19 protein-coding genes and 1 riboswitch are annotated in these 19316 nt (G+C 33.2%); all 19 genes read right to left on the reverse strand.

The window, feature by feature from the left end; all coding sequences use genetic code 11:
• Nucleotides 1-13: 13 nt before the first annotated feature.
• On the reverse strand, nt 14-331 hold the full coding sequence (gene trxA, locus BTO16_RS09515) for a thioredoxin (RefSeq protein WP_104808105.1): 318 nt from the start codon (nt 329-331) through the stop codon (nt 14-16).
• 175 nt (nt 332-506) lie between these two features.
• Complete coding sequence (metF, locus tag BTO16_RS09520; protein ID WP_105021344.1) at nt 507-1463, reverse strand: methylenetetrahydrofolate reductase [NAD(P)H]; 957 nt, start codon at nt 1461-1463, stop codon at nt 507-509.
• Between the two features lie 271 nt (nt 1464-1734).
• Nucleotides 1735-4437: a methionine synthase gene (gene metH, locus BTO16_RS09525; protein ID WP_105021345.1), complete on the reverse strand. Its 2703-nt coding sequence runs from the start codon at nt 4435-4437 to the stop codon at nt 1735-1737.
• 116 nt (nt 4438-4553) lie between these two features.
• Nucleotides 4554-4790, reverse strand: a complete 237-nt coding sequence (locus tag BTO16_RS09530; protein WP_317045800.1) for a four helix bundle protein — start codon at nt 4788-4790, stop codon at nt 4554-4556.
• 27 nt (nt 4791-4817) lie between these two features.
• Nucleotides 4818-5819: a homocysteine S-methyltransferase family protein gene (locus tag BTO16_RS09535; protein ID WP_105021572.1), complete on the reverse strand. Its 1002-nt coding sequence runs from the start codon at nt 5817-5819 to the stop codon at nt 4818-4820.
• Between the two features lie 49 nt (nt 5820-5868).
• A riboswitch (SAM riboswitch) is annotated at nt 5869-5993 on the reverse strand.
• Between the two features lie 208 nt (nt 5994-6201).
• Nucleotides 6202-7095, reverse strand: a complete 894-nt coding sequence (gene cysM, locus BTO16_RS09540) for a cysteine synthase CysM (RefSeq protein WP_105021346.1) — start codon at nt 7093-7095, stop codon at nt 6202-6204.
• Between the two features lies 1 nt (nt 7096).
• Entirely contained in the window at nt 7097-7855 is a 759-nt protein-coding gene (gene epsC / locus BTO16_RS09545; protein WP_105021347.1) for a serine O-acetyltransferase EpsC, read from the reverse strand.
• Nucleotides 7856-7863: 8 nt separating this feature from the next.
• Complete coding sequence (locus BTO16_RS09550) at nt 7864-8196, reverse strand: 2Fe-2S iron-sulfur cluster-binding protein (protein ID WP_105021348.1); 333 nt, start codon at nt 8194-8196, stop codon at nt 7864-7866.
• Nucleotides 8197-8357: 161 nt separating this feature from the next.
• Entirely contained in the window at nt 8358-9413 is a 1056-nt protein-coding gene (locus BTO16_RS09555) for an NAD(P)/FAD-dependent oxidoreductase (RefSeq protein ID WP_105021349.1), read from the reverse strand.
• A gap of 89 nt (nt 9414-9502) precedes the next feature.
• Nucleotides 9503-10078, reverse strand: coding sequence for a precorrin-2 dehydrogenase/sirohydrochlorin ferrochelatase family protein (locus BTO16_RS09560; protein ID WP_105021350.1), 576 nt, complete (start codon nt 10076-10078; stop codon nt 9503-9505).
• A gap of 2 nt (nt 10079-10080) precedes the next feature.
• Nucleotides 10081-10851 carry a uroporphyrinogen-III C-methyltransferase gene (gene cobA / locus BTO16_RS09565; RefSeq protein WP_211298217.1) on the reverse strand — a complete coding sequence of 257 codons (771 nt, stop codon included), beginning with the start codon at nt 10849-10851 and terminating at the stop codon, nt 10081-10083.
• Nucleotides 10852-10870: 19 nt separating this feature from the next.
• On the reverse strand, nt 10871-12961 hold the full coding sequence (locus BTO16_RS09570; protein ID WP_105021352.1) for a HEPN domain-containing protein: 2091 nt from the start codon (nt 12959-12961) through the stop codon (nt 10871-10873).
• A gap of 29 nt (nt 12962-12990) precedes the next feature.
• A complete protein-coding gene (locus tag BTO16_RS09575) occupies nt 12991-14238 on the reverse strand; it encodes a sulfate adenylyltransferase subunit 1 (protein WP_105021353.1) in 1248 nt (415 codons plus the stop codon).
• 103 nt (nt 14239-14341) lie between these two features.
• On the reverse strand, nt 14342-15247 hold the full coding sequence (cysD, locus tag BTO16_RS09580; RefSeq protein WP_211298218.1) for a sulfate adenylyltransferase subunit CysD: 906 nt from the start codon (nt 15245-15247) through the stop codon (nt 14342-14344).
• 11 nt (nt 15248-15258) lie between these two features.
• The gene (locus tag BTO16_RS09585) at nt 15259-15873 is read right to left on the reverse strand and encodes a phosphoadenosine phosphosulfate reductase domain-containing protein (protein ID WP_211298219.1); all 615 of its coding nucleotides are present in this window, start codon (nt 15871-15873) and stop codon (nt 15259-15261) included.
• Complete coding sequence (locus BTO16_RS09590; RefSeq protein ID WP_105021355.1) at nt 15873-16136, reverse strand: DUF2061 domain-containing protein; 264 nt, start codon at nt 16134-16136, stop codon at nt 15873-15875. The genes BTO16_RS09585 and BTO16_RS09590 overlap by 1 nt, the downstream gene beginning before the upstream one ends.
• Before the next feature lie 228 nt (nt 16137-16364).
• Nucleotides 16365-17585 carry an acyloxyacyl hydrolase gene (locus BTO16_RS17855; protein WP_245892055.1) on the reverse strand — a complete coding sequence of 407 codons (1221 nt, stop codon included), beginning with the start codon at nt 17583-17585 and terminating at the stop codon, nt 16365-16367.
• A 30-nt stretch (nt 17586-17615) separates the two neighbouring features.
• Complete coding sequence (locus BTO16_RS09600) at nt 17616-18035, reverse strand: RrF2 family transcriptional regulator (RefSeq protein WP_105021356.1); 420 nt, start codon at nt 18033-18035, stop codon at nt 17616-17618.
• Nucleotides 18036-18062: 27 nt separating this feature from the next.
• Nucleotides 18063-19232, reverse strand: coding sequence for an O-succinylhomoserine sulfhydrylase (locus tag BTO16_RS09605; RefSeq protein ID WP_105021357.1), 1170 nt, complete (start codon nt 19230-19232; stop codon nt 18063-18065).
• Nucleotides 19233-19316 lie beyond the last annotated feature (84 nt).

Consider the following 19316-nt stretch of genomic DNA (forward strand, 5'->3'; position numbering starts at 1 on the left):
AATTTATAAACAACTACATCGCTGCGTCTATTTTACCTGTGTACACATTTTTTGGAGCAACACCTACTTGTTTATCAACAACTTCTCCATTCTTAAAAATTAAGACTGTTGGTATATTACGTACTCCGTATTTAGCAGCAAATTCTTGATTGGCATCCACATCTACTTTACCTACAATAGCTTTCCCTTCGTATTCAGCATAAATTTCATCAACAATTGGTCCAACCATTCTACATGGTCCACACCAAGCTGCCCAGAAGTCTACTAAAACTGGTTTGTCTGATTTTAATACTAGTTCGTCAAAATTCGCGTCTGTTATTTCTAATGCCATTTTATTTTGTTTTAAGATCTTATTTTTAATTTATCTAAACAAAAGTAATCATTTTATTTTCTTTGAATATTTTAAAAAATTACTTTTTACTATTTGTCTATAAATAGTATTTATGCTTACAAAGAACAGATATCTTATAAAAGCACAAAGTTTAAGTTCTTTTTTGATAAATTCTTTAAAACAATTCTTCTGCAATCGCCCTAATATTATCGCTTTTCCCCATAGAATAATAGTGTAAAACTGGCACTCCTGCTGCTAATAATTCTTTAGATTGTTGAATTGTCCATTCAATACCTACTTGACGAACATCTATGTTTGATTTACATTTTTCTATTTCGTCAATTAATATTTCCGGTAAATCAATTTTAAAAACTTGTGGCAATAATTGTAAATGACGTTTTATAGCAATTGGTTTTATTCCCGGAATAATTGGCACATGAATCCCTGCTTTTTTTGCAGCTTCTACAAACTGAAAATATTTTTTATTATCAAAAAACATTTGTGTTACCACATAATCGGCGCCGGCATCAACCTTTTCTTTTAATCGTTTTAAATCCGTTTGTAAAGAAGGTGCTTCTAAATGTTTCTCTGGATAGCCAGCAACTCCAATACAAAAATCAGCCTTATCATCGGCTTCCACAACATCATGTAAATATTTACCACAATTTAAATCATTAATTTGCGCCACTAAATCTTTTGCAAAATAGTTGCCGTTTTTACTTGGCTCAAAGTATTTTTGATGACTCATTGCATCACCTCTTAAAGCCATTACATTGTCAATTCCTAAGTAATGACAATCTACCAATAAGTATTCTGTTTCTTCTTTAGAAAAACCCCCACACAAAACATGCGGAACGGTATCTACATCGTATTTATGCTTAATTGCCGCACAAATACCAACAGTTCCTGGGCGCATTCTGGTTATTTTTCTATCTAATAAACCATTGCCTTTATCAATATAAATATACTCTTCTCTAGAAGTTGTAACGTCTATAAAAGGTGGATTAAACTCCATTAACGGGTCAATATTATTATACAATTCCTGTATACTATTCCCTTTTTTTGGCGGAATAATTTCAAAAGTAAATAATGTTTTTCCGTTTGCTTTTTTAATATGTTCTGTAACTTTCATTGGCTTCCCTTAATTCCTCTTCAAAAAGAGCAACTGTTGCGGGTAATTTTATGTTATTAATCTAATTTTATCTTTTTGGGCGTTACCACAAGGGTCGCGCTTTTTACTATATCTTTTTATGCCTACTTAGATGTAGCATGTATTTCTTTCTATCTACAGCAATTTAAAAATCCTAACAATATTTAAATACGTTTAGCATAAAAAGGATGCCGTTTCAATCGCTAACGCAAACTTACTCTTGCGTCAAAAACAGACTTCAAAGATTTTAAATTTATTCTTCTGCAAGCGCCGGATGCAACCACTTTCTTGCTTTCTGTTTTGTAATTCCTTTTCTTTCTGAATAATCGGTAACTTGATCATCCGTGATTTTACCTAAACCAAAATACTTTGCTTCTTTGTTTGCAAAATAATATCCGGATACCGCTGCTGCTGGCCACATTGCCATACTTTCTGTTAGCTTTACGCCTATCCTATTTTCTACGTCTAACAACTCCCAAATCGTTTCTTTTTCTAAATGATCTGGACAGGCTGGATATCCGGGCGCAGGCCGAATACCTTTGTAACTTTCTTTGATTAAATCGTCATTCGTTAAGCCTTCATCAGCATCATAACCCCAATGTTTAACTCTAATTTGTTTGTGTAAATATTCTGCCATGGCTTCTGCAAAACGGTCTGCAATTGCTTGCGCCATAATTGCATTGTAATCGTCTTCTTTTGCTTTGTAACTGTCTGCTAATTCTTGCGCACCAAAAATTGCCACACAAAAAGTACCCATATAATCTGTTCTATTCGTTTCTTTCGGAGCAATAAAATCTGATAACGCTAAACTCGAAATTCCTTCTCGTTTTTTTAATTGCTGACGTAAAGTTCTAAAAACAGCAATTTCTTTTCCTTTTTTCTGAATCGAAATATCATCTTCATTAATAGCATTTGCTTCAAACAAACCAAAAATAGCTTTTGGTTTTAAAGATTGTTTTGTAATAATTTCTTGAATCATTTTTTGAGCTTCCTCATACATGATTGAAGCCTGTTCGCCAACAACTTCATCCGTAAGAATATCTGGAAACTTTCCATGTAAATCCCAACTTCTAAAAAACGGACTCCAATCTATAAACGGAACTAATTCTTTTAAACTCAATTGCTCTAAAGTCTGAATTCCTAATTCTTTTGGTTTTACAATTTCTGATGTATTCCAATCAATCTTATACTTTCTTTTACGAGCCTCTTTTATAGAAACATATGATTTTTCTTTACCTCGTTTTAAAAACTTAGATCTAAACTCATCATAATCCTTCTTTAATTTTGCTGTATATAAATGACTCGTTTTCTTATTTAATAAATCCCCAACAACCGTTACTGCTCTTGATGCATCATTTACATGCACAACTGCATTTTTATATTGTGTATCAATCTTAACCGCTGTATGCGCTTTAGATGTTGTTGCACCACCAATTAGTAAAGGCAATACAAAATTTTGACGCTCCATTTCTTTGGCTAAATAGACCATTTCATCTAAAGAAGGCGTAATTAATCCGCTTAAACCAATCGCATCTACCTTTTCCCTTTTGGCAGTTTCTATAATTTTTTCTGGCGGAACCATCACGCCTAAATCTATAATTTCATAATTATTACACGCCAAAACAACACTCACAATATTTTTACCAATATCATGCACATCACCTTTTACGGTTGCCATTAAAATTTTACCAACTGGTTCTTGTTTGTCACCTTTTTCTGCTTCAATAAACGGATTTAAATAACCAACCGCCTTTTTCATTACACGTGCAGATTTTACAACTTGAGGCAAAAACATTTTTCCGGCTCCGAATAAATCGCCAACCACATTCATACCAATCATTAAATGACCTTCAATTACTTCTATTGTTTTATATGCTTCTTGTCTAGCTGTTTCAACATCTTCAATGATAAAAGCATCAATTCCTTTTACCAAAGCATGCGTAATTCTGTCTTGTAACGAATTTTCTCTCCAAGATAAATCCAATCCTTTTTCTACTTTAGAACCTTTTACGGTTTCTGCAAAATCTAACAAACGCTCGGTTGCATCTTCTCTTCGATCGAGAATTACATCTTCAACACGTTCTAATAAATCCTTCGGAATGTCATCATAAATTTCTAACAAAGCAGGATTTACAATTCCGATATTCATACCAGCCTGAATTGCATGGTACAAAAACACAGAATGCATCGCTTCACGAACGCCGTCATTTCCTCGAAAAGAGAAGGAAACATTACTAACGCCGCCACTTACAGAAACATTGGGTAAATTTTGTCTTACCCATCTTGTAGCTTCAATAAAATCGATGGCATTTTTTTTATGTTCATCCATCCCTGTGGCTACAGGAAAAATATTTAAATCGAAAATAATATCTTCGGATGCAAAATGAACAACATTCACTAAAATATCATATGATCGTTTTGCAATTTCTAATCTTCGTTCGTAATTATCTGCTTGACCGTTTTCATCAAAAGCCATCACAATTACTGCAGCTCCGTAGCGTTTTATTTGTTTTGCTTCCCAAATAAATTTTTCTTCTCCTTCTTTTAAAGAAATTGAATTTACGATACATTTACCTTGAACGACTTTTAAACCCGCTTCAATAATTTCCCATTTAGAGCTATCAATCATAATCGGAACTCTGCAAATATCTGGTTCTGCCGCAATTAAATTCAAAAAACGAACCATTGATTCTTTACCGTCAATTAATCCATCATCAAAATTAATATCTATAATTTGCGCTCCACCATCCACTTGATGTCTTGCAACGTCTAAAGCTTCATCAAATCGCTCTTCTTTTATCAGCCTTAAAAACTTACGAGAACCGGCTACATTTGTTCGTTCACCAACATTGATAAAATTGCTGTTTTCGTTTAAAACCAAAGGTTCTAAACCAGACAATTTCATGTACTTTTTTTGGTTTTTAGTTTTTGGTTTTTGGTTTTTGGTCTCACTCATATCTATAACTTCTTGTAATAATTAATAAAACCGTTTAACAACTTTTTATTTGATACTACTTTTTCTAAAATATTATTTAATTCAATTTCTGATATATATTCTAAATCAAAATACAATTATGTTTCTACTTGTTGTAAAGATCCTTTTGCTATGTGTAAAAAATGAATTATTTCTTTGTTTGATTGTCTTCCAATACCTTCAGCAATATTTGAAGGCACAGAAATAACACTTCTTCTAATTTGATTAGTTAATGCATATAATTCTTCTTTAGGAAATGATTTTGTTAATAAATAAACCAACTTAACCAATTCTCTTGAATATTTCCAAACCTCTAAATCTATATATGACTTCATATTTCTTTTTTAACAAACAACCAAAAACTACAAACCAAAAACCACTTCTCTTGGTTTATATTTTGATGCAATATTTGCAATTACTCTTATATGTTCTGGACTTGTGCCACAGCATCCGCCAATAATATTTATCAAATCTTTCTTTAAGTATTCTTCAATTTGCTCGCCCATTTCTTCCGGAGTTTCATCATATTCTCCAAATGCATTTGGTAAACCTGCATTTGGATGCGCAGAAATTGCAAAGTCTGTTTTGTTAGCAATCGCCTCTAAATGTGGTTGTAATAAATTAGCGCCTAAAGCACAATTAAATCCTACAGATAAAAGTGGAATGTGAGAAACAGAAATTAAAAAAGCCTCTGCTGTTTGCCCAGATAAAGTTCTACCTGATGCGTCTGTAATTGTGCCCGAAAGCATAATAGGAATATCAATATTTCTTTCCTCCTTTACTTCTTCAATCGCAAACAAAGCCGCTTTTGCATTTAACGTATCAAACACTGTTTCTACTAGTAGTAAATCAACTCCGCCATCCATTAAAGCTTCTGTTTGTTGTTTGTAAGCAATTCTTAAATCATCAAAAGTTACTGCTCTATATCCAGGATCATTTACATCCGGAGACATACTTGCCGTTCTGTTTGTTGGGCCGATTGAACCTGCTACAAACCTTGGCTTCTGAGGGTTTTTCGCTGTAAATAAATCTGCAACTTCTTTGGCAATTTTTGCTGATTGAAAATTTAATTCATAGACTAAATCTTCTAGTTGATAATCTGCCATTGCAATCGTTGTACCTGAAAAAGTATTGGTTTCTATAATATCTGCACCTGCTTCAAAATACTTAGCATGAATGGTTTTAATAGCTTCTGGCTGTGTTATTGATAACAAGTCATTGTTGCCTTGCAAAGGTGTTGGGTAGTCTTTAAAGCGTTCTCCTCTAAAATCTTCTTCGGTAAATTTATAGGCTTGTAGCATCGTGCCCATGGCACCATCTAAAACTAAAATTCGTTCTTGTAAAGCTTTGTATATATGTGACATTTTTTTTGATATTAGTATCAATATGTCATCAGGAAAGGTAATTTTTTCGCTGTTATCTGTCAAGAAATACTAAAATTAATTCAGAATTTTCTTGTAGAATGTAGCACCTTTCTCATAAATGAGAGGTTGCCAAGGCTTCAATGGGTCTAATCCCTCTGCCTTTCGTGATAACGTAATCAATAAGTTTATGAACTGAGCTACAAATTAACGGTTTATTTTTTTATTCGTAGGATTTTATACTGTAAATATTGCTGAATTTTAGACATTAATTTTACGAATTTCACAAATTATTTAGACTAAAAGAAAATCAACGGTATCTTATTTTATCAAAATAGTACTTTTTAATTCTTGTTAATAAGTAAAATACGTGTCTTATTTATTTTTAATCTTTCTCAAATAATGTTGATGATAAATATCGGTCGCCTCTATCGCAAACAATAGCAACAACAACTCCTTTTTCTAATTTTTCTGCTACTTTTATAGCTGCTAATACAGAACCTCCGCTGCTCATTCCTGCAAAAATTCCTTCTTCGGATGCTAATCTTTGTGTCATCGCTTTTGCTTCTTCTTCACTAACTTCTATAACTTCGTCTACTTTAGATGCATTAAAAATAGCAGGCAAATACTCTTGAGGCCATTTTCTAATTCCGGGTATTTTAGCGCCATCTTTGGGTTGCGCTCCAATTATTTTAATTTCCTTATTTTTTCCTTTTAAATAATCGGAAACTCCCATAATAGTTCCTGTAGTTCCCATTGCCGCAATAAAATGCGTTACTTGTCCTTCTGTATCTCTCCATATTTCTGGACCTGTAGTTTTAAAATGTGCTTTCGAATTGTCTGGATTGTCAAATTGATTCAATCTAAAATAGCCTTTTTTGTATTTTAACTTTAAAGCATGGTCTCTAGAACCTTCTATACCCAACTCTTTCGAAGTTAAAATCACTTTTGCACCATAAGCGCGCATTGTCTTTACTCTTTCTATGGTTGAGTTCTCTGGCATTACCAACACCATGTTAACGCCTAAAACCTTTGCCATTAAAGCCAACGCAATTCCTGTATTTCCACTAGTTGCTTCAACTAAAGTATCTCCTTTTTTTATGTTTTTTTTATTGAGCGCTTCAAAAATCATATTATACGCGGCTCTATCTTTTACACTTCCTCCAGGATTATTTCCTTCTAATTTGAGTAATAAAGTAACGCCTTCTTTTTTGAAAATATGTTGCGCTTCCACCAAAGGTGTATTTCCTATGAAATCTATGATACTTTTTGTTTGCATATTAATTTCTTTTTTGGACTATTTTATTTTCTGATCGAACGGTAACCACCGAATTTTCTGGTATCGATTCAGTTATACATACATTTGCGCCAATTACCGAATTTTCTCCGATAACAACATCGCCACCTAAAATGGTTGCATTTGCATAAATAATTACATTACTTTCTATTGTTGGATGCCTTTTTGTGGATGCCAAACTCTTTTTAACCTGAATGCCGCCTAAAGTAACTCCTTGAAAAATCTGTACATTATTTTTGATAATGGTCGTTTCGCCAATAACAATTCCCGTTGCATGGTCTATAAAAAATGAATCTCCTATTTCTGCTCCTGGATGAATATCTGTGCCGGTGATGCTATGTGCAAATTCGCTCATCACTCTTGGAAAAACCGGAATTCCTAATTGCAATAATTTATGACTTAATCTGTGAACCGCAATTGCATAAAAACCCGGATATGCTAAATACACCTCTTCTAAACTCTTAGCTGCTGGATCACTTTTTTCCGCAGCAATTGCATCTAAATCTAATTTTTGTCTGATGTCAATAAAAGAATTTTCAAAATCGTTCCACAAATTTTCTCCATTTTCCACAGATAATCTTTCTAGAATCTTTAAAAACTTGTATTTCGTTTTCGGTCCATTATCACCTAAATGATTTACATCAAATAAGTTATTAATCAGTTCTTTTGTAAAAACACCAACAGCGTCTTTTAGACACATTCTATAATTCTTAAACGCGACTATTTCTTCTACTTCTTTCATTTAGATTGTTAAATTTCTGGTGCTAATTCAACTTCTAATCCATCCATTTCTGAGGTCATTTGTATTTGACAACCCAGCCTACTATTGTCTTGCACATGAAAAGCTTCTGCTAACATAGCATCTTCATCATCAGTCATTTCTGGTAATTTGTGTTCTGAATTTACATAACATTGACAAGAAGCACACATTGCCATTCCGCCACAAATCCCGATGGTACCTTCTTCTGCTAATTCATACGAACGAACAATTTCCATCAAATTCATTGCCATGTCTGTTGGTGCAACAACTTCGTGAATGACTCCGTTTCTGTCTGTTATTTTTATATTAATATCTAAACTCATTGTATCTTTTTATCAAACATCAAAAGTAAGAAATTTGATTGGTTAGACCGCACGGGTTTTAAAAACCTCTGCGTTCTTTTCTTACTATTTGTTCTGTCTATAAAATTCTAAAAACCTAACAATAATTGTACTTAAAAGTTTTTCAAAACTCTATAAAAATATTACTGAATCGCCTTAACTACTGCTTTTGGAGCTTCCTTCCGTGTTCCATCAAAACCATCTACACCACCAACTGTGGTATATTTCATTACATATTTTTTATCAGGAAAAATTCGTTTGTAAGCACTCTGACACATTAAAGTTGCTTCATGAAATCCGCATAAAATTAATTTTAACTTCCCAGGATAGGTATTTACATCGCCAATTGCATACACACCCGGAATGTTTGTTTGATAATCTAACGCGTTGTTTACTTTGATAGCATTTTTCTCGATTTCTAATCCCCAATTGCCAATTGGACCTAATTTTGGAGACAATCCAAACAACGGAATAAAATGATCTGCATCTACAATAAATGCATCTTCGCCTTCTTTTTGTACAGCAACACCTGTTACTTTATCAGTGCCTAAAATTCCTTTTACTTCTGCCGGCGTAATTAATCTTATTTTTCCTAAATTCTTTAATTCTTGTACTTTTTCAACGGAATCTAACGCACCTCTAAATTCGTTTCTTCTGTGGATTAAAGTAACTTCGGATGCAATATTAGATAAGAAAACAGCCCAATCTAAAGCAGAATCTCCACCACCAGAAATCACCACTTTTTTATCTCGATATAATTCTGGTTCTTTTATAATATACTCAACACCTTTGTCTTCAAATTTTTGAATATTCGAAATCAATGGTTTTCTTGGTTCAAAAGAACCTAAACCACCAGCGATTGCAACAATTTTTGCATGATGTTTTGTACCTTTATTAGTCGTTACAATAAACGTTCCGTCCTCTTGTTTGTCAATTGTTTCTGCGCGTTCACCTAAAGTAAAACCAGGTTTAAATTGTTTGCTTTGTTCTATTAATTTATGCGTTAAATCGCCTGCTAAAATCTCTGGATATGCAGGAATATCATAAATTGGTTTCTTCGGATAAATCTCGGAACATTGCCCTCCAGGTTGCGGTAACGCATCAATTAAATGACATTTTAATTTTAATAAACCTGCTTCAAAAACTGTAAATAATCCTGTTGGTCCTGCGCCAATAATTAGTATATCTGTTGTAATCATAATTTTGCTTTGCTTGTCATTGCTAGGAACAAAACAATCTCTTTTAAATTAACAGATTGCTTCACTGCGTTCGCAATGACGTTGTACTTTTATTTACCTACCAAACTCTTTGTAAACTCGTTTAGCTTTTCTACTTTTTCTTCAAAGTTTCCTTTGATGGTTTTTCTATATTCATTCAAATTCTTTACCAAATCATCAATATTATCCGGAATTACATCTTCAAAAAACTGACGTAATCTTTTAGCTGTTGTTGGTGATTTTCCATTGGTAGAAATCGCTATTTTTACGTTTCCTTTGGTTACAATTCCGCCCATATAAAAGTCGCAATACGGAGGATTATCAGCAACATTTACCAAAATGTTTCTTTCTTTACAATCTTTGTAAACTTGCACATTTACAGCTACATTGTCTGTCGTAGCAACAACCATGTGTTTGCCTTCTAAATAGGAATTTTGATAATTATCAAGAATCATTTTAATTCCAAATTTATTTGCCAACGCTTGTGTTTCATCTCTAAAAAAAGGAGAAACCATCGTTACTTTTGAATTTGGGCTTGACTTTAATAAAAAAGACAATTTTTCTAAGGCTACAAATCCGCCGCCAACAATTAAAGTTTCTAATTGATGTGTTTTTAAAAAAATTGGATATAATTCATTTTGTTCCATACTTAAAAAACTAATTCTTTTGCATATTGATGTTGAATCTCCAAAATAGTCTGACGATGTTTTACCACTTCTCCCAAGACAATAATCGCAGGATTTCTTAAATCTTTTTCAGCAACAATTTGTGCTATCGTATCAACTGTTCCGATTCCTGTTTTTTCTTTGGATGTTGTTCCGTCTTGAATAATCGCAACCGGTAAATCATTTTTACCTTCTGCTTGAAATAATTTTACAATTTGCGGCAATTTGCTCATTCCCATTAAAATTACAACCGTAGCATTTGATTGAGCTGCTAATTTAATATCCGACGATATTTGATGCTCTTTCGTAGTTCCTGTAATTACCCAAAAACTTTCTGCGCTTCCGCGTTTTGTTAAGGGAATATTTTGTGATGCGGGCACTGCTAATGAGGACGAAATTCCAGGAACAACGGCTACTTCTATCCCATAATTTGCAGCATATTCCATTTCTTCTGCTCCTCTGCCAAAAATAAAAGGATCACCTCCTTTTAAACGAACTACATGTCCGTGAGAATTTGCTCGAGCAACAATTAATTCATTAATTTGTTCTTGTTGATATTTGTAACAACCTCTGCGTTTACCAACGAAAATAAGTTCTGCTTTTGGGTTGATAAAATCCAACAATTCTTCATTTACTAAGGCATCATATAAAACAACATCTGCAGTTTTTAAAACTTTTAACGCTTTTACGGTGATTAAATCTATATCTCCAGGACCTGCACCTACAACTGTTAATTTTGGATTCTTTAAATTCATCTTTTCTTTAATTAACTTTTTATAAAACCGAAATCTCAGCATTTCTATACGCTCTTACTTTTTGTAAAAAATCCGTTGAATTTTCTATATATTTTTTAGCAAATTCTTTGGTTGGCGCATTTTTATTAATTTGATAAATCAGTTCTGAAAAAGAAGTTTCCAACGCTATTTTTTTGGATAAAATAAATACTTCATCAAATTGAGAAATAATAGTTGCTTGGTTATTTGTTTTTTCATCTTCTGCCAATAAAGATGCTTTTGCCGAATTTACCAAAGATTGATATGCATAATAAATTGCTCCAGAATACACGCCATTTTCAAATGCTTCAATTGCATTGTCAATCTTTTCTTCGCTTTCTAAAAATAAAGTGGCAATTAAATCAATCACAACGCCGGCACACTCTCCAATTCCGATTTCTTTTACATATTTATCTTCTTCGCCCCAATCAATAAAATCTTCTTGGGTTAAATCGCTAACATCCTGTAAATCATTTAATAAATCATAAAAATAACGTTCACCTGTTACTTTATAATAGTCTACAAATTGCTTTCCGTTTGCATTGGCTTCAAAATCATTTAAAATTCTACGCAACGCTTCTGGACCTCTTTTACTTGGTACTTTTACTACTTTGTCTGCAAAAGCGCCATTTCCGTTTCCAAAATTTCCACCGCCTAATAAAACTTGCAACGCGGGTGCAATTAGTTTTTCTGGCGTTCGTACCGTCATTCCTTGAAAACCAATATTTGCCATATTATGCTGTCCACAAGCATTCATACAACCGCTAATTTTAATCACTAAATCTGAGTTTTTTAAATACTGCGGATATTCTGCTGCAATTACTTTTTCTAATTCTACGGCAATTCCTGTGCTGCTTGCAATTCCTAAATTACACGTATCAGTTCCTGGACACGCGGTAATATCTACCGCTTTGTTATAACCTGCTTCTACAAAACCTAGTTTTTCTAATTCAGTGTAAAAAAGTGGCACTAAATCTAACTTTACAAACGGAATTACAATATTTTGCCTTAATGTTAAACGGATTTCTTTAGCGGCATACGTATCAACTAAATCGGCTAATAATCGTGCTTTGTCTGTATAAAAATCGCCTAATAAAACTTTGACTCCGATAGCAACATAGCCTTCTTGCTTTTGCGGAATTAAATTTGTTGATTTCCATAAATCAAACGCAACTTGATCTTTTATTTCTACCTGTGGCGCTTCAATAATAACTGGTTTTGAAGGCACATAAGAATCCGCATCAATAACAACCGTTTTAAATTCAATTGCATTTTGTTCTTCTTCAATTAAAGCTCTAAAAGCTTCTAATCCGATATCTTTTAATAAGAATTTCATTCTTGCTTTAGCCCGACTTTTACGTTCTCCAAAACGGTCAAAAACTCTTAAAACGCCTTCCATAACCGGAATAATTTTATCCGAAGGCAGAAAATCATAGAGCACTTCTGCGTGCCTTGGTTGAGAACCTAATCCGCCGGCAACCATCACTTTAAAACCTCTAACTCCGTTTTCTATTTTAGCAATATATCCTAAATCGTGCAAATACGACAAACCTGTATCTTCATCCGTAGCGGAAAAAGAAACCTTGAATTTACGTCCCATTTCTTGACAAATTGGGTTACGTAAAAAGAATTTAAATAAAGCAACTGCATATGGAGAAACGTCAAAAGGTTCATTAATATCGATACCCGCAGTTTCTGAAGCAGTAACATTTCTTACCACATTTCCGCAAGCTTCTCTTAATGTAACATCATCTCTTTCTAATTGCGCCCACAATTCTGGCGTTCTTTGTAAATCTACATAGTGAATTTGAATATCTTGACGCGTTGTAATGTGTAATCTTCCTCTTGAATATTCATCAGAAACATCAGCAATTCTTCTTAGTTGATTGCTCATTACTTTACCAAAAGGCAATTTAATACGAATCATTTGCACGCCTGCTTGACGCTGACCGTAAACACCTCTTGCTAAACGTAAACTTCTAAATTTTTCTTCATCTATTTGTAGGTTATTAAATTGTGCAATTTTATCTGCTAATTCAATAATATCTTTTTCTACAATCGGATTTTCTATTTCTGTTCTAAAACTTTGCATTTTACTATTCTATTTGAATTAAGTAGCTTCTATTTGATAAAACCTACACCAACTGTATTGTTTGTTTTTGGATTGATTAGGATAAAAGATCCGTTTGATTTATTGTCTTTGTAAGAATCAAATAACAACGGTTTACTCAATTTTAATTGAATATCGCCAATTTGATTTAATACTAATTGAAATGGATTTTCTTCAATCCCTGAAAAATCTGTTTTTATAATACTTGATAATTGTGTGATTTTTGCTTGTGCATCATTTACGCCATGTTTGATAAAGTATTTTTGTGATGCTTCCAAAGGTTCTTTGTCCATCCAACAAATTGTAGCTTCTAATTCTTTCGAAATTTTGGGCGCTTCATTTACTTTCACCAACATATCACCTCTACTCACATTTACATTATCTTCTAGCGTGATTGTTACAGAACTTCCGCTTTTTGCTCGTGCATATTCTTTATCAAAAAAATGAATGCCTTTAATTCTCGATTTTGTTAAAGATGGTAATACCAAAACCTTGTCTCCTATTTCTAGATCTCCACCATAAATTTTACCAGCATATCCTCTAAAATCATGAAATTCTTCAGTTTTTGGTCTAATCACCGTTTGCACAGGAAAACGAACTTGAGAAACTTCAGAAATATCTTCTGAATCTAAATTTTCTAAATGATGTAGTAAAGTTTCACCTGTATACCAAGGGGTGTTTTCTGATCTCTCAACCACATTATCACCTTTTAAGGCTGATAAAGGAATAAACGTTAAATTCTGACCTTTATATTCACTTTTACTTGCTAAATATTCTATTTCTCCTTTAATGATGTTGTACTTTTCTTCGGAAAAATCAACTAAATCCATTTTATTAATCGCGATTACAACATCTTTAATTCTCAATAAATTATTGATAAAAAAATGACGGTACGTTTGTTCTACGACTCCGTTTCTCGCATCAATTAAAACAATGGAAGCTTGTGCCGTTGAAGCACCCGTTACCATATTTCTTGTGTATTCTATATGACCCGGAGTGTCTGCAATGATGAAACTTTTTGATGGTGTTGAAAAATAAATATGAGCTACATCAATCGTAATTCCTTGTTCTCGCTCTGCAATTAAACCATCCGTTGCCAAAGAAAAATCTAAATAGTCAAAACCACGTTGTCTACTTTTTTCCTCAATCGCTTCTAATTTATCATCCGTAAGTGATTTTGTATCATATAAAATACGACCAATCAAAGTGCTTTTGCCATCATCTACACTTCCTGCTGTTGCTATTTTTAGTACTTTCATTTTTTGTTCGCTGTTGGCTTTTCGCTTATTCGCTATTCGCCGATTTTTATATTCATTTTTGTTTCGCTAAAGGCTAACACCCAAATAGCTAAAAGCATTTTTTCTAGAAATACCCTTGTTGTTTTCTTTTTTCCATGGCAGCTTCTGAACGTTTGTCATCAATTCTTGCGCCTCTCTCTGAAATGGTCGATGCTCTAATTTCTTTAACAACTGCATCAATAGTCGCTGCTTCAGAAAGAACAGCTGCGGTACAACTCATGTCTCCAACAGTTCTGAATCTCACCAATCTATGCGCCACTCGTTCACTTTCTTCTCGATATACAATTTCGTCATCAGAAGACCAAATCATACCGTCTCTTAAAAAAGTAGGTCTGATGTGCGCAAAATAAATAGAAGGAATTTCTATATTTTCTTGTTTGATATACGACCAAACATCTAATTCTGTCCAATTAGAAATAGGAAAAACACGTACATTTTGTCCTAAATCAATTCTACCGTTTAACATGTCAAATACTTCTGGACGTTGATTTTTTTCATCCCATTGCCCAAAATCGTCTCTTACAGAAAAAATTCTTTCTTTGGCTCTCGCTTTTTCCTCGTCTCTTCTTGCGCCACCAATACAAGCATCAAAACCAAACTCTTCAATAGCATCTAAAAGGGTTTCTGTTTGCAACATATTTCTACTTGCATATCTGCCTGTTTCTTCTTTTACTCTTCCAGAATCGATGTTATCTTGAACGTTTCTAACAATTAATTCAACACCTAATTCTTTCACTAATCGGTCTCTAAATTCAATCGTTTCCGGAAAATTATGACCGGTATCAATATGCATTAATGGAAATGGAATTTTCGCCGGATAAAACGCTTTTTGCGCCAAACGTACTAATGTAATACTGTCTTTTCCACCAGAAAATAATAACACTGGTTTTTCAAACTGAGCAACTACTTCTCTAAAAATATAAATGGCTTCGCTTTCTAAAGCGTCTACTTGTATTGTTCTTTGATTCATAATCATGTCTTTTAAATATGCAAACCACATTCTCTGTTGTTTTCTACTTTTGTTGGATCGAAATAAACAAACTCATTTGGTAATTTTTTTTCAACTAAATAAGCGTCTAATTGTTCATCTGTCCAGTTGTAAAACGGACTTACTTTTACAATTCCGTCTTTACTTTGAGAAACAACATCAATACTATTTCTAAAGGCAGTTTGACCTTTTCTTAAATTTGTAAACCACACATCTGGCTGATGCTCTTTCATTGCTCTAGCAAATGGTTCTAACTTTACTTGCTCTGTAAATAGTGTATGTTTTGGATCTTCTATAGCCGGAACTCCTAAAACCACATTTCTATGCGCAACTGTTTGTTTTGGTGTATATAAATGAATGTTTAAATTCAGTTTTTTGATGATTTCCTCCGCGTGTTTATAAGTCTGCACAGTATTATATCCTGTATCGCACCAAATTACTTTAATGTCTTTTTGCACCTCAGTAACTGCTTTTAAAATAGCCACTTCATAAGGTCTAAAGTTGGTCGTAATTACTGGATTTTTCCCAAAAGAGATTGCCCATGAAATAATTTCTGCCGGACTTTTATCTTGTAATTCTTTGTTGATTTCTTCTAAATTCAAACTCATTATTTTCCCCATTTTAATTTGTTCCAAGCTCTCTCGTGAAAGAAATACAAGACTAATTTCGTTATAAAATCTACGGATGCTATGGATGCCGCTAAAGTTATTTTACCTGTTAAAATATACGAAACCACTAATGTATCTAGGGTTCCAATAATTCTCCAGCTTAAAGCTTTCGCAATACTTCTTACTGGTTTTTCAGAAACTTTATCCTCTTCAAAACTGTGTTCTGCAATTTTTTTACTGAAAATCATCTGCGCTGCAATCATAAAAATTAAGCATTTTTATTACCCTACTAGATTAATAGGATACGCAAACCTACAGCTTATTTTTATAAAAACTCAAGATAAAATAGTTAAAATAATAATTACCCTATAGATTTAATAGATTAATAATAAAAAGGGGTTTGTTTTAAGAATATGCTAGCACTATAAGGATGTAGTTAAAGAAATATTTTAAGAATAAGTAATGCCTGTAAAAAGACGTGTTTGAAAAACTTAAAAAGTTTTACCTAAAGTAAATTGAAGCGGAACCGCAACACCATCATTTCCTGTAAAAATGTTTCCATTTGAGTAGTGCATAATGCGCAATTCGAAGTTATACTTTCTTTCTTTTCCGAAGAAAACACCAAAACCCATCGTATCTTGGTAGGTGATTTTTGGACCAGTTTCTAAGCCATCAATATCGCTTTTTGTTAAAAAAGTTGGGCCAATTATAGAATAGTTTGTGTAGAAATCGAAGTCTTTTTTTCTTAATAGATAAAAACGTAAAACAGGAAATATTGAAAACGCAAAAACGTTTTCGTTTGTTAGTTCAGACTGAAAAGCAGTTACACTTGCGCCCCAATCTAAAGAAAAAATCTTTTCTGTTCTAAAAATCAATCTTTGATAAGTTACCGAAAACGCATGTTTTGCTTTTACTTGTCCTACCCAAAAAACAGGAATTCCGAAACTCTCAAAACTTCCTACTTTTAAACTCATCCCAAAAAAACGATTTACCCCAAAACCAATCGCACTTGTGCCATAACTTACTTGCAGAATATTGGTTGGAAAAAAATGTTCGTTGCTGGCAAATTCTTGTGCCTTTTTAGCATCAAGTTGTTGCAAATGATATTCAAAACCCAAAGAAACTTGCGATATTGAAGGCTGATTATGCTTTGTTGATTTTGGTAAAAATGTTCCGTTTAAAGACAATCTCCATTTATTATTTAAACGGTGTTGCAACCCAAAACCATATAACAAACTTCCATAATGCGCATCTTCATAGATTTCTTTATCATCTATTAAAAAACCAAATCTTGTTAAATTTGCGATTCCTGCTTCTGCATAAAAAGAAGTGTTTTTATGTAATTTAAAATCTTTTTTAAGTGACAAAGACCAAGCGTTTATCCAAACACTTCTATCATAACCAATGTTATTTACATTGTCGTATTTAAACCAAGAAGCGGGTCTCATTGTTCCGAATTGCAGGGCCAAATCATCCGTTAATTTATGTCCTAGCAACAATCTTCCAGAAAACCAATTTCTGCTAAAAGTTTCTGTTTGATATCCATCAATTAAATTATCGTTTGAAAACGGATAAAAAACACCTCCTAAATTGATACTATAATACGATTTTGATAAAAAGTTCGTCAGCTTCGTTTTTGATTCATTTTCATCCTGACTAAACATAGTAAATGAAATCAGCAAAATTAGAAGGAGTAGCAAGTTTTTTTTCATCCGAAGTAGCGCGCTTTTTATCAAAAGATATTACGATTTATTGATTGTTAAATCCGCCAATGTGGTGTTTCTAAAAATTTGAAGTGTACTATCTCTCACTTGAAGCATTAAATTATGAACAGCACAGGCATTTTCATCCGGACAGTCATCACACTTTTCATAAAAATTTAAACTTACACAAGGAACCATAGAAATTGGGCCTTCTAAAATTCTCATAATCGCTGTCATTTCTATTTCAGAAGGTTCTTTGAGTAAATAAGAACCTCCACCTTTTCCTTTTTTAGAACCCAAAAAGCCGTTTTTACGAAGCGTTAATAAAATGCTTTCTAAAAACTTCAAAGAAATATTTTCACTTTTAGCTATCGTAGCAATTTGAACGGGTATTTTATTTTCCTGCTTCGCTAAATAAGTAAGTGCTTTAATTCCGTATTTTGTTTTCTTTGAGAGCATAAAACAAAACTACACAAATAAATGGTATTATTCAGCATTCAAAGCTTGCTCAATATCTTCAATAATATCTAAAACATTTTCTAAACCAACAGAAATGCGCACCAAACCATCTGTAATACCAACTTCTAATCTATCTTCTTCAGTCAAACGCCCGTGCGTTGTAGACGAAGGGTGCGTAACAATCGTTCTTGTATCGCCCAAATTTGCAGATAACGAACACATTTTAATATTGTCTAAAAACTTTCTTCCTGCCTCAATGCCGCCTTTAATTTCGAAAGCAACAATATTTCCGCCTAACGACATTTGTTTTTTTGCCACTTCATATTGAGGATGAGATTTTAAAAAAGGATATTTTACAAATTCAACATTTTTATTTCCTTCTAAAAAGCTTGCCACTTTTAAAGCATTTTCTGCATGTTTTTCCACTCGGATTGATAAAGTCTCTAAACTTTTTGATAAAACCCACGCATTAAAAGGAGACATTGCAGGACCGGTATTTCTTGCAAAAAGATAAATTTCTCGCATCAAATCTTCTTTACCAACTGTTACGCCGCCTAAAACTCTACCTTGACCATCAATTAATTTTGTTGCCGAATGAATTACTAAATCCGCGCCGAATTTAATAGGTTGTTGCACGTATGGCGTTGCAAAACAGTTGTCTACAATAAAAATTAAGTGGTGCTTTTTGGCGATTTTACCAATAACTTCTAAATCTAAAATATCTACAGCCGGATTTGTAGGTGTTTCTATATATAAAATCTTCGTATTTTCTTTAATTAAACTTTCTACCAAATCAACTTCATCTACCTTAAAATAAGAAGTTTCAATATTCCATTTTGGTAAATATTTGGTAAACATACTGTGCGTTGAGCCAAAGACCGAACGGCACGAAACAATATGATCGCCGGCATTTAACAAAGCGGCAAATGTTGAAAAGATTGCAGACATTCCGGTTGCAAAAGCGTACCCCGTTTCTGCACCTTCCATCGCAACAATTTTATCTACAAATTCCGTTGTATTCGGGTTTGTAAATCGGCTGTATAAATTTCGTTCTTTTTCTTCTGCGAAGGATGCACGCATCTCTTCTGCATCCTCAAAAACAAAACTTGATGTTAAATATAAAGGTGTAGAATGTTCTGAAAACTGAGACCTTTCCGTCTGATTTCTAATTGCTTGTGTTTCGAAATGTTTGCTCATATTTTTTATTAGATTGTAAGACCGCTTTTGTTTTTAGAATCAAGAACCAGGATAAATTTCGATTTAAAAATCAAAATAATTACA

It is taken from the genome of Polaribacter glomeratus (assembly GCF_002954665.1).
Taxonomy (GTDB): Bacteria; Bacteroidota; Bacteroidia; order Flavobacteriales; family Flavobacteriaceae; genus Polaribacter; species Polaribacter glomeratus.

Bases quoted from the DNA above. Each gene is read 5' to 3' on its own strand.
- trxA (WP_104808105.1), bottom strand. From the start codon at position 331: ATGGCATTAGAAATAACAGACGCGAATTTTGACGAACTAGTATTAAAA.
- metF (WP_105021344.1), bottom strand. From the start codon at position 1,463: ATGAAAGTTACAGAACATATTAAAAAAGCAAACGGAAAAACATTATTT.
- metH (WP_105021345.1), bottom strand. From the start codon at position 4,437: ATGAGTGAGACCAAAAACCAAAAACCAAAAACTAAAAACCAAAAAAAG.
- BTO16_RS09530 (WP_317045800.1), bottom strand. From the start codon at position 4,790: ATGAAGTCATATATAGATTTAGAGGTTTGGAAATATTCAAGAGAATTG.
- BTO16_RS09535 (WP_105021572.1), bottom strand. From the start codon at position 5,819: ATGTCACATATATACAAAGCTTTACAAGAACGAATTTTAGTTTTAGAT.
- cysM (WP_105021346.1), bottom strand. From the start codon at position 7,095: ATGCAAACAAAAAGTATCATAGATTTCATAGGAAATACACCTTTGGTG.
- epsC (WP_105021347.1), bottom strand. From the start codon at position 7,855: ATGAAAGAAGTAGAAGAAATAGTCGCGTTTAAGAATTATAGAATGTGT.
- BTO16_RS09550 (WP_105021348.1), bottom strand. From the start codon at position 8,196: ATGAGTTTAGATATTAATATAAAAATAACAGACAGAAACGGAGTCATT.
- BTO16_RS09555 (WP_105021349.1), bottom strand. From the start codon at position 9,413: ATGATTACAACAGATATACTAATTATTGGCGCAGGACCAACAGGATTA.
- BTO16_RS09560 (WP_105021350.1), bottom strand. From the start codon at position 10,078: ATGGAACAAAATGAATTATATCCAATTTTTTTAAAAACACATCAATTA.
- cobA (WP_211298217.1), bottom strand. From the start codon at position 10,851: ATGAATTTAAAGAATCCAAAATTAACAGTTGTAGGTGCAGGTCCTGGA.
- BTO16_RS09570 (WP_105021352.1), bottom strand. From the start codon at position 12,961: ATGCAAAGTTTTAGAACAGAAATAGAAAATCCGATTGTAGAAAAAGAT.
- BTO16_RS09575 (WP_105021353.1), bottom strand. From the start codon at position 14,238: ATGAAAGTACTAAAAATAGCAACAGCAGGAAGTGTAGATGATGGCAAA.
- cysD (WP_211298218.1), bottom strand. From the start codon at position 15,247: ATGAATCAAAGAACAATACAAGTAGACGCTTTAGAAAGCGAAGCCATT.
- BTO16_RS09585 (WP_211298219.1), bottom strand. From the start codon at position 15,873: ATGAGTTTGAATTTAGAAGAAATCAACAAAGAATTACAAGATAAAAGT.
- BTO16_RS09590 (WP_105021355.1), bottom strand. From the start codon at position 16,136: ATGATTGCAGCGCAGATGATTTTCAGTAAAAAAATTGCAGAACACAGT.
- BTO16_RS17855 (WP_245892055.1), bottom strand. From the start codon at position 17,585: ATGAAAAAAAACTTGCTACTCCTTCTAATTTTGCTGATTTCATTTACT.
- BTO16_RS09600 (WP_105021356.1), bottom strand. From the start codon at position 18,035: ATGCTCTCAAAGAAAACAAAATACGGAATTAAAGCACTTACTTATTTA.
- BTO16_RS09605 (WP_105021357.1), bottom strand. From the start codon at position 19,232: ATGAGCAAACATTTCGAAACACAAGCAATTAGAAATCAGACGGAAAGG.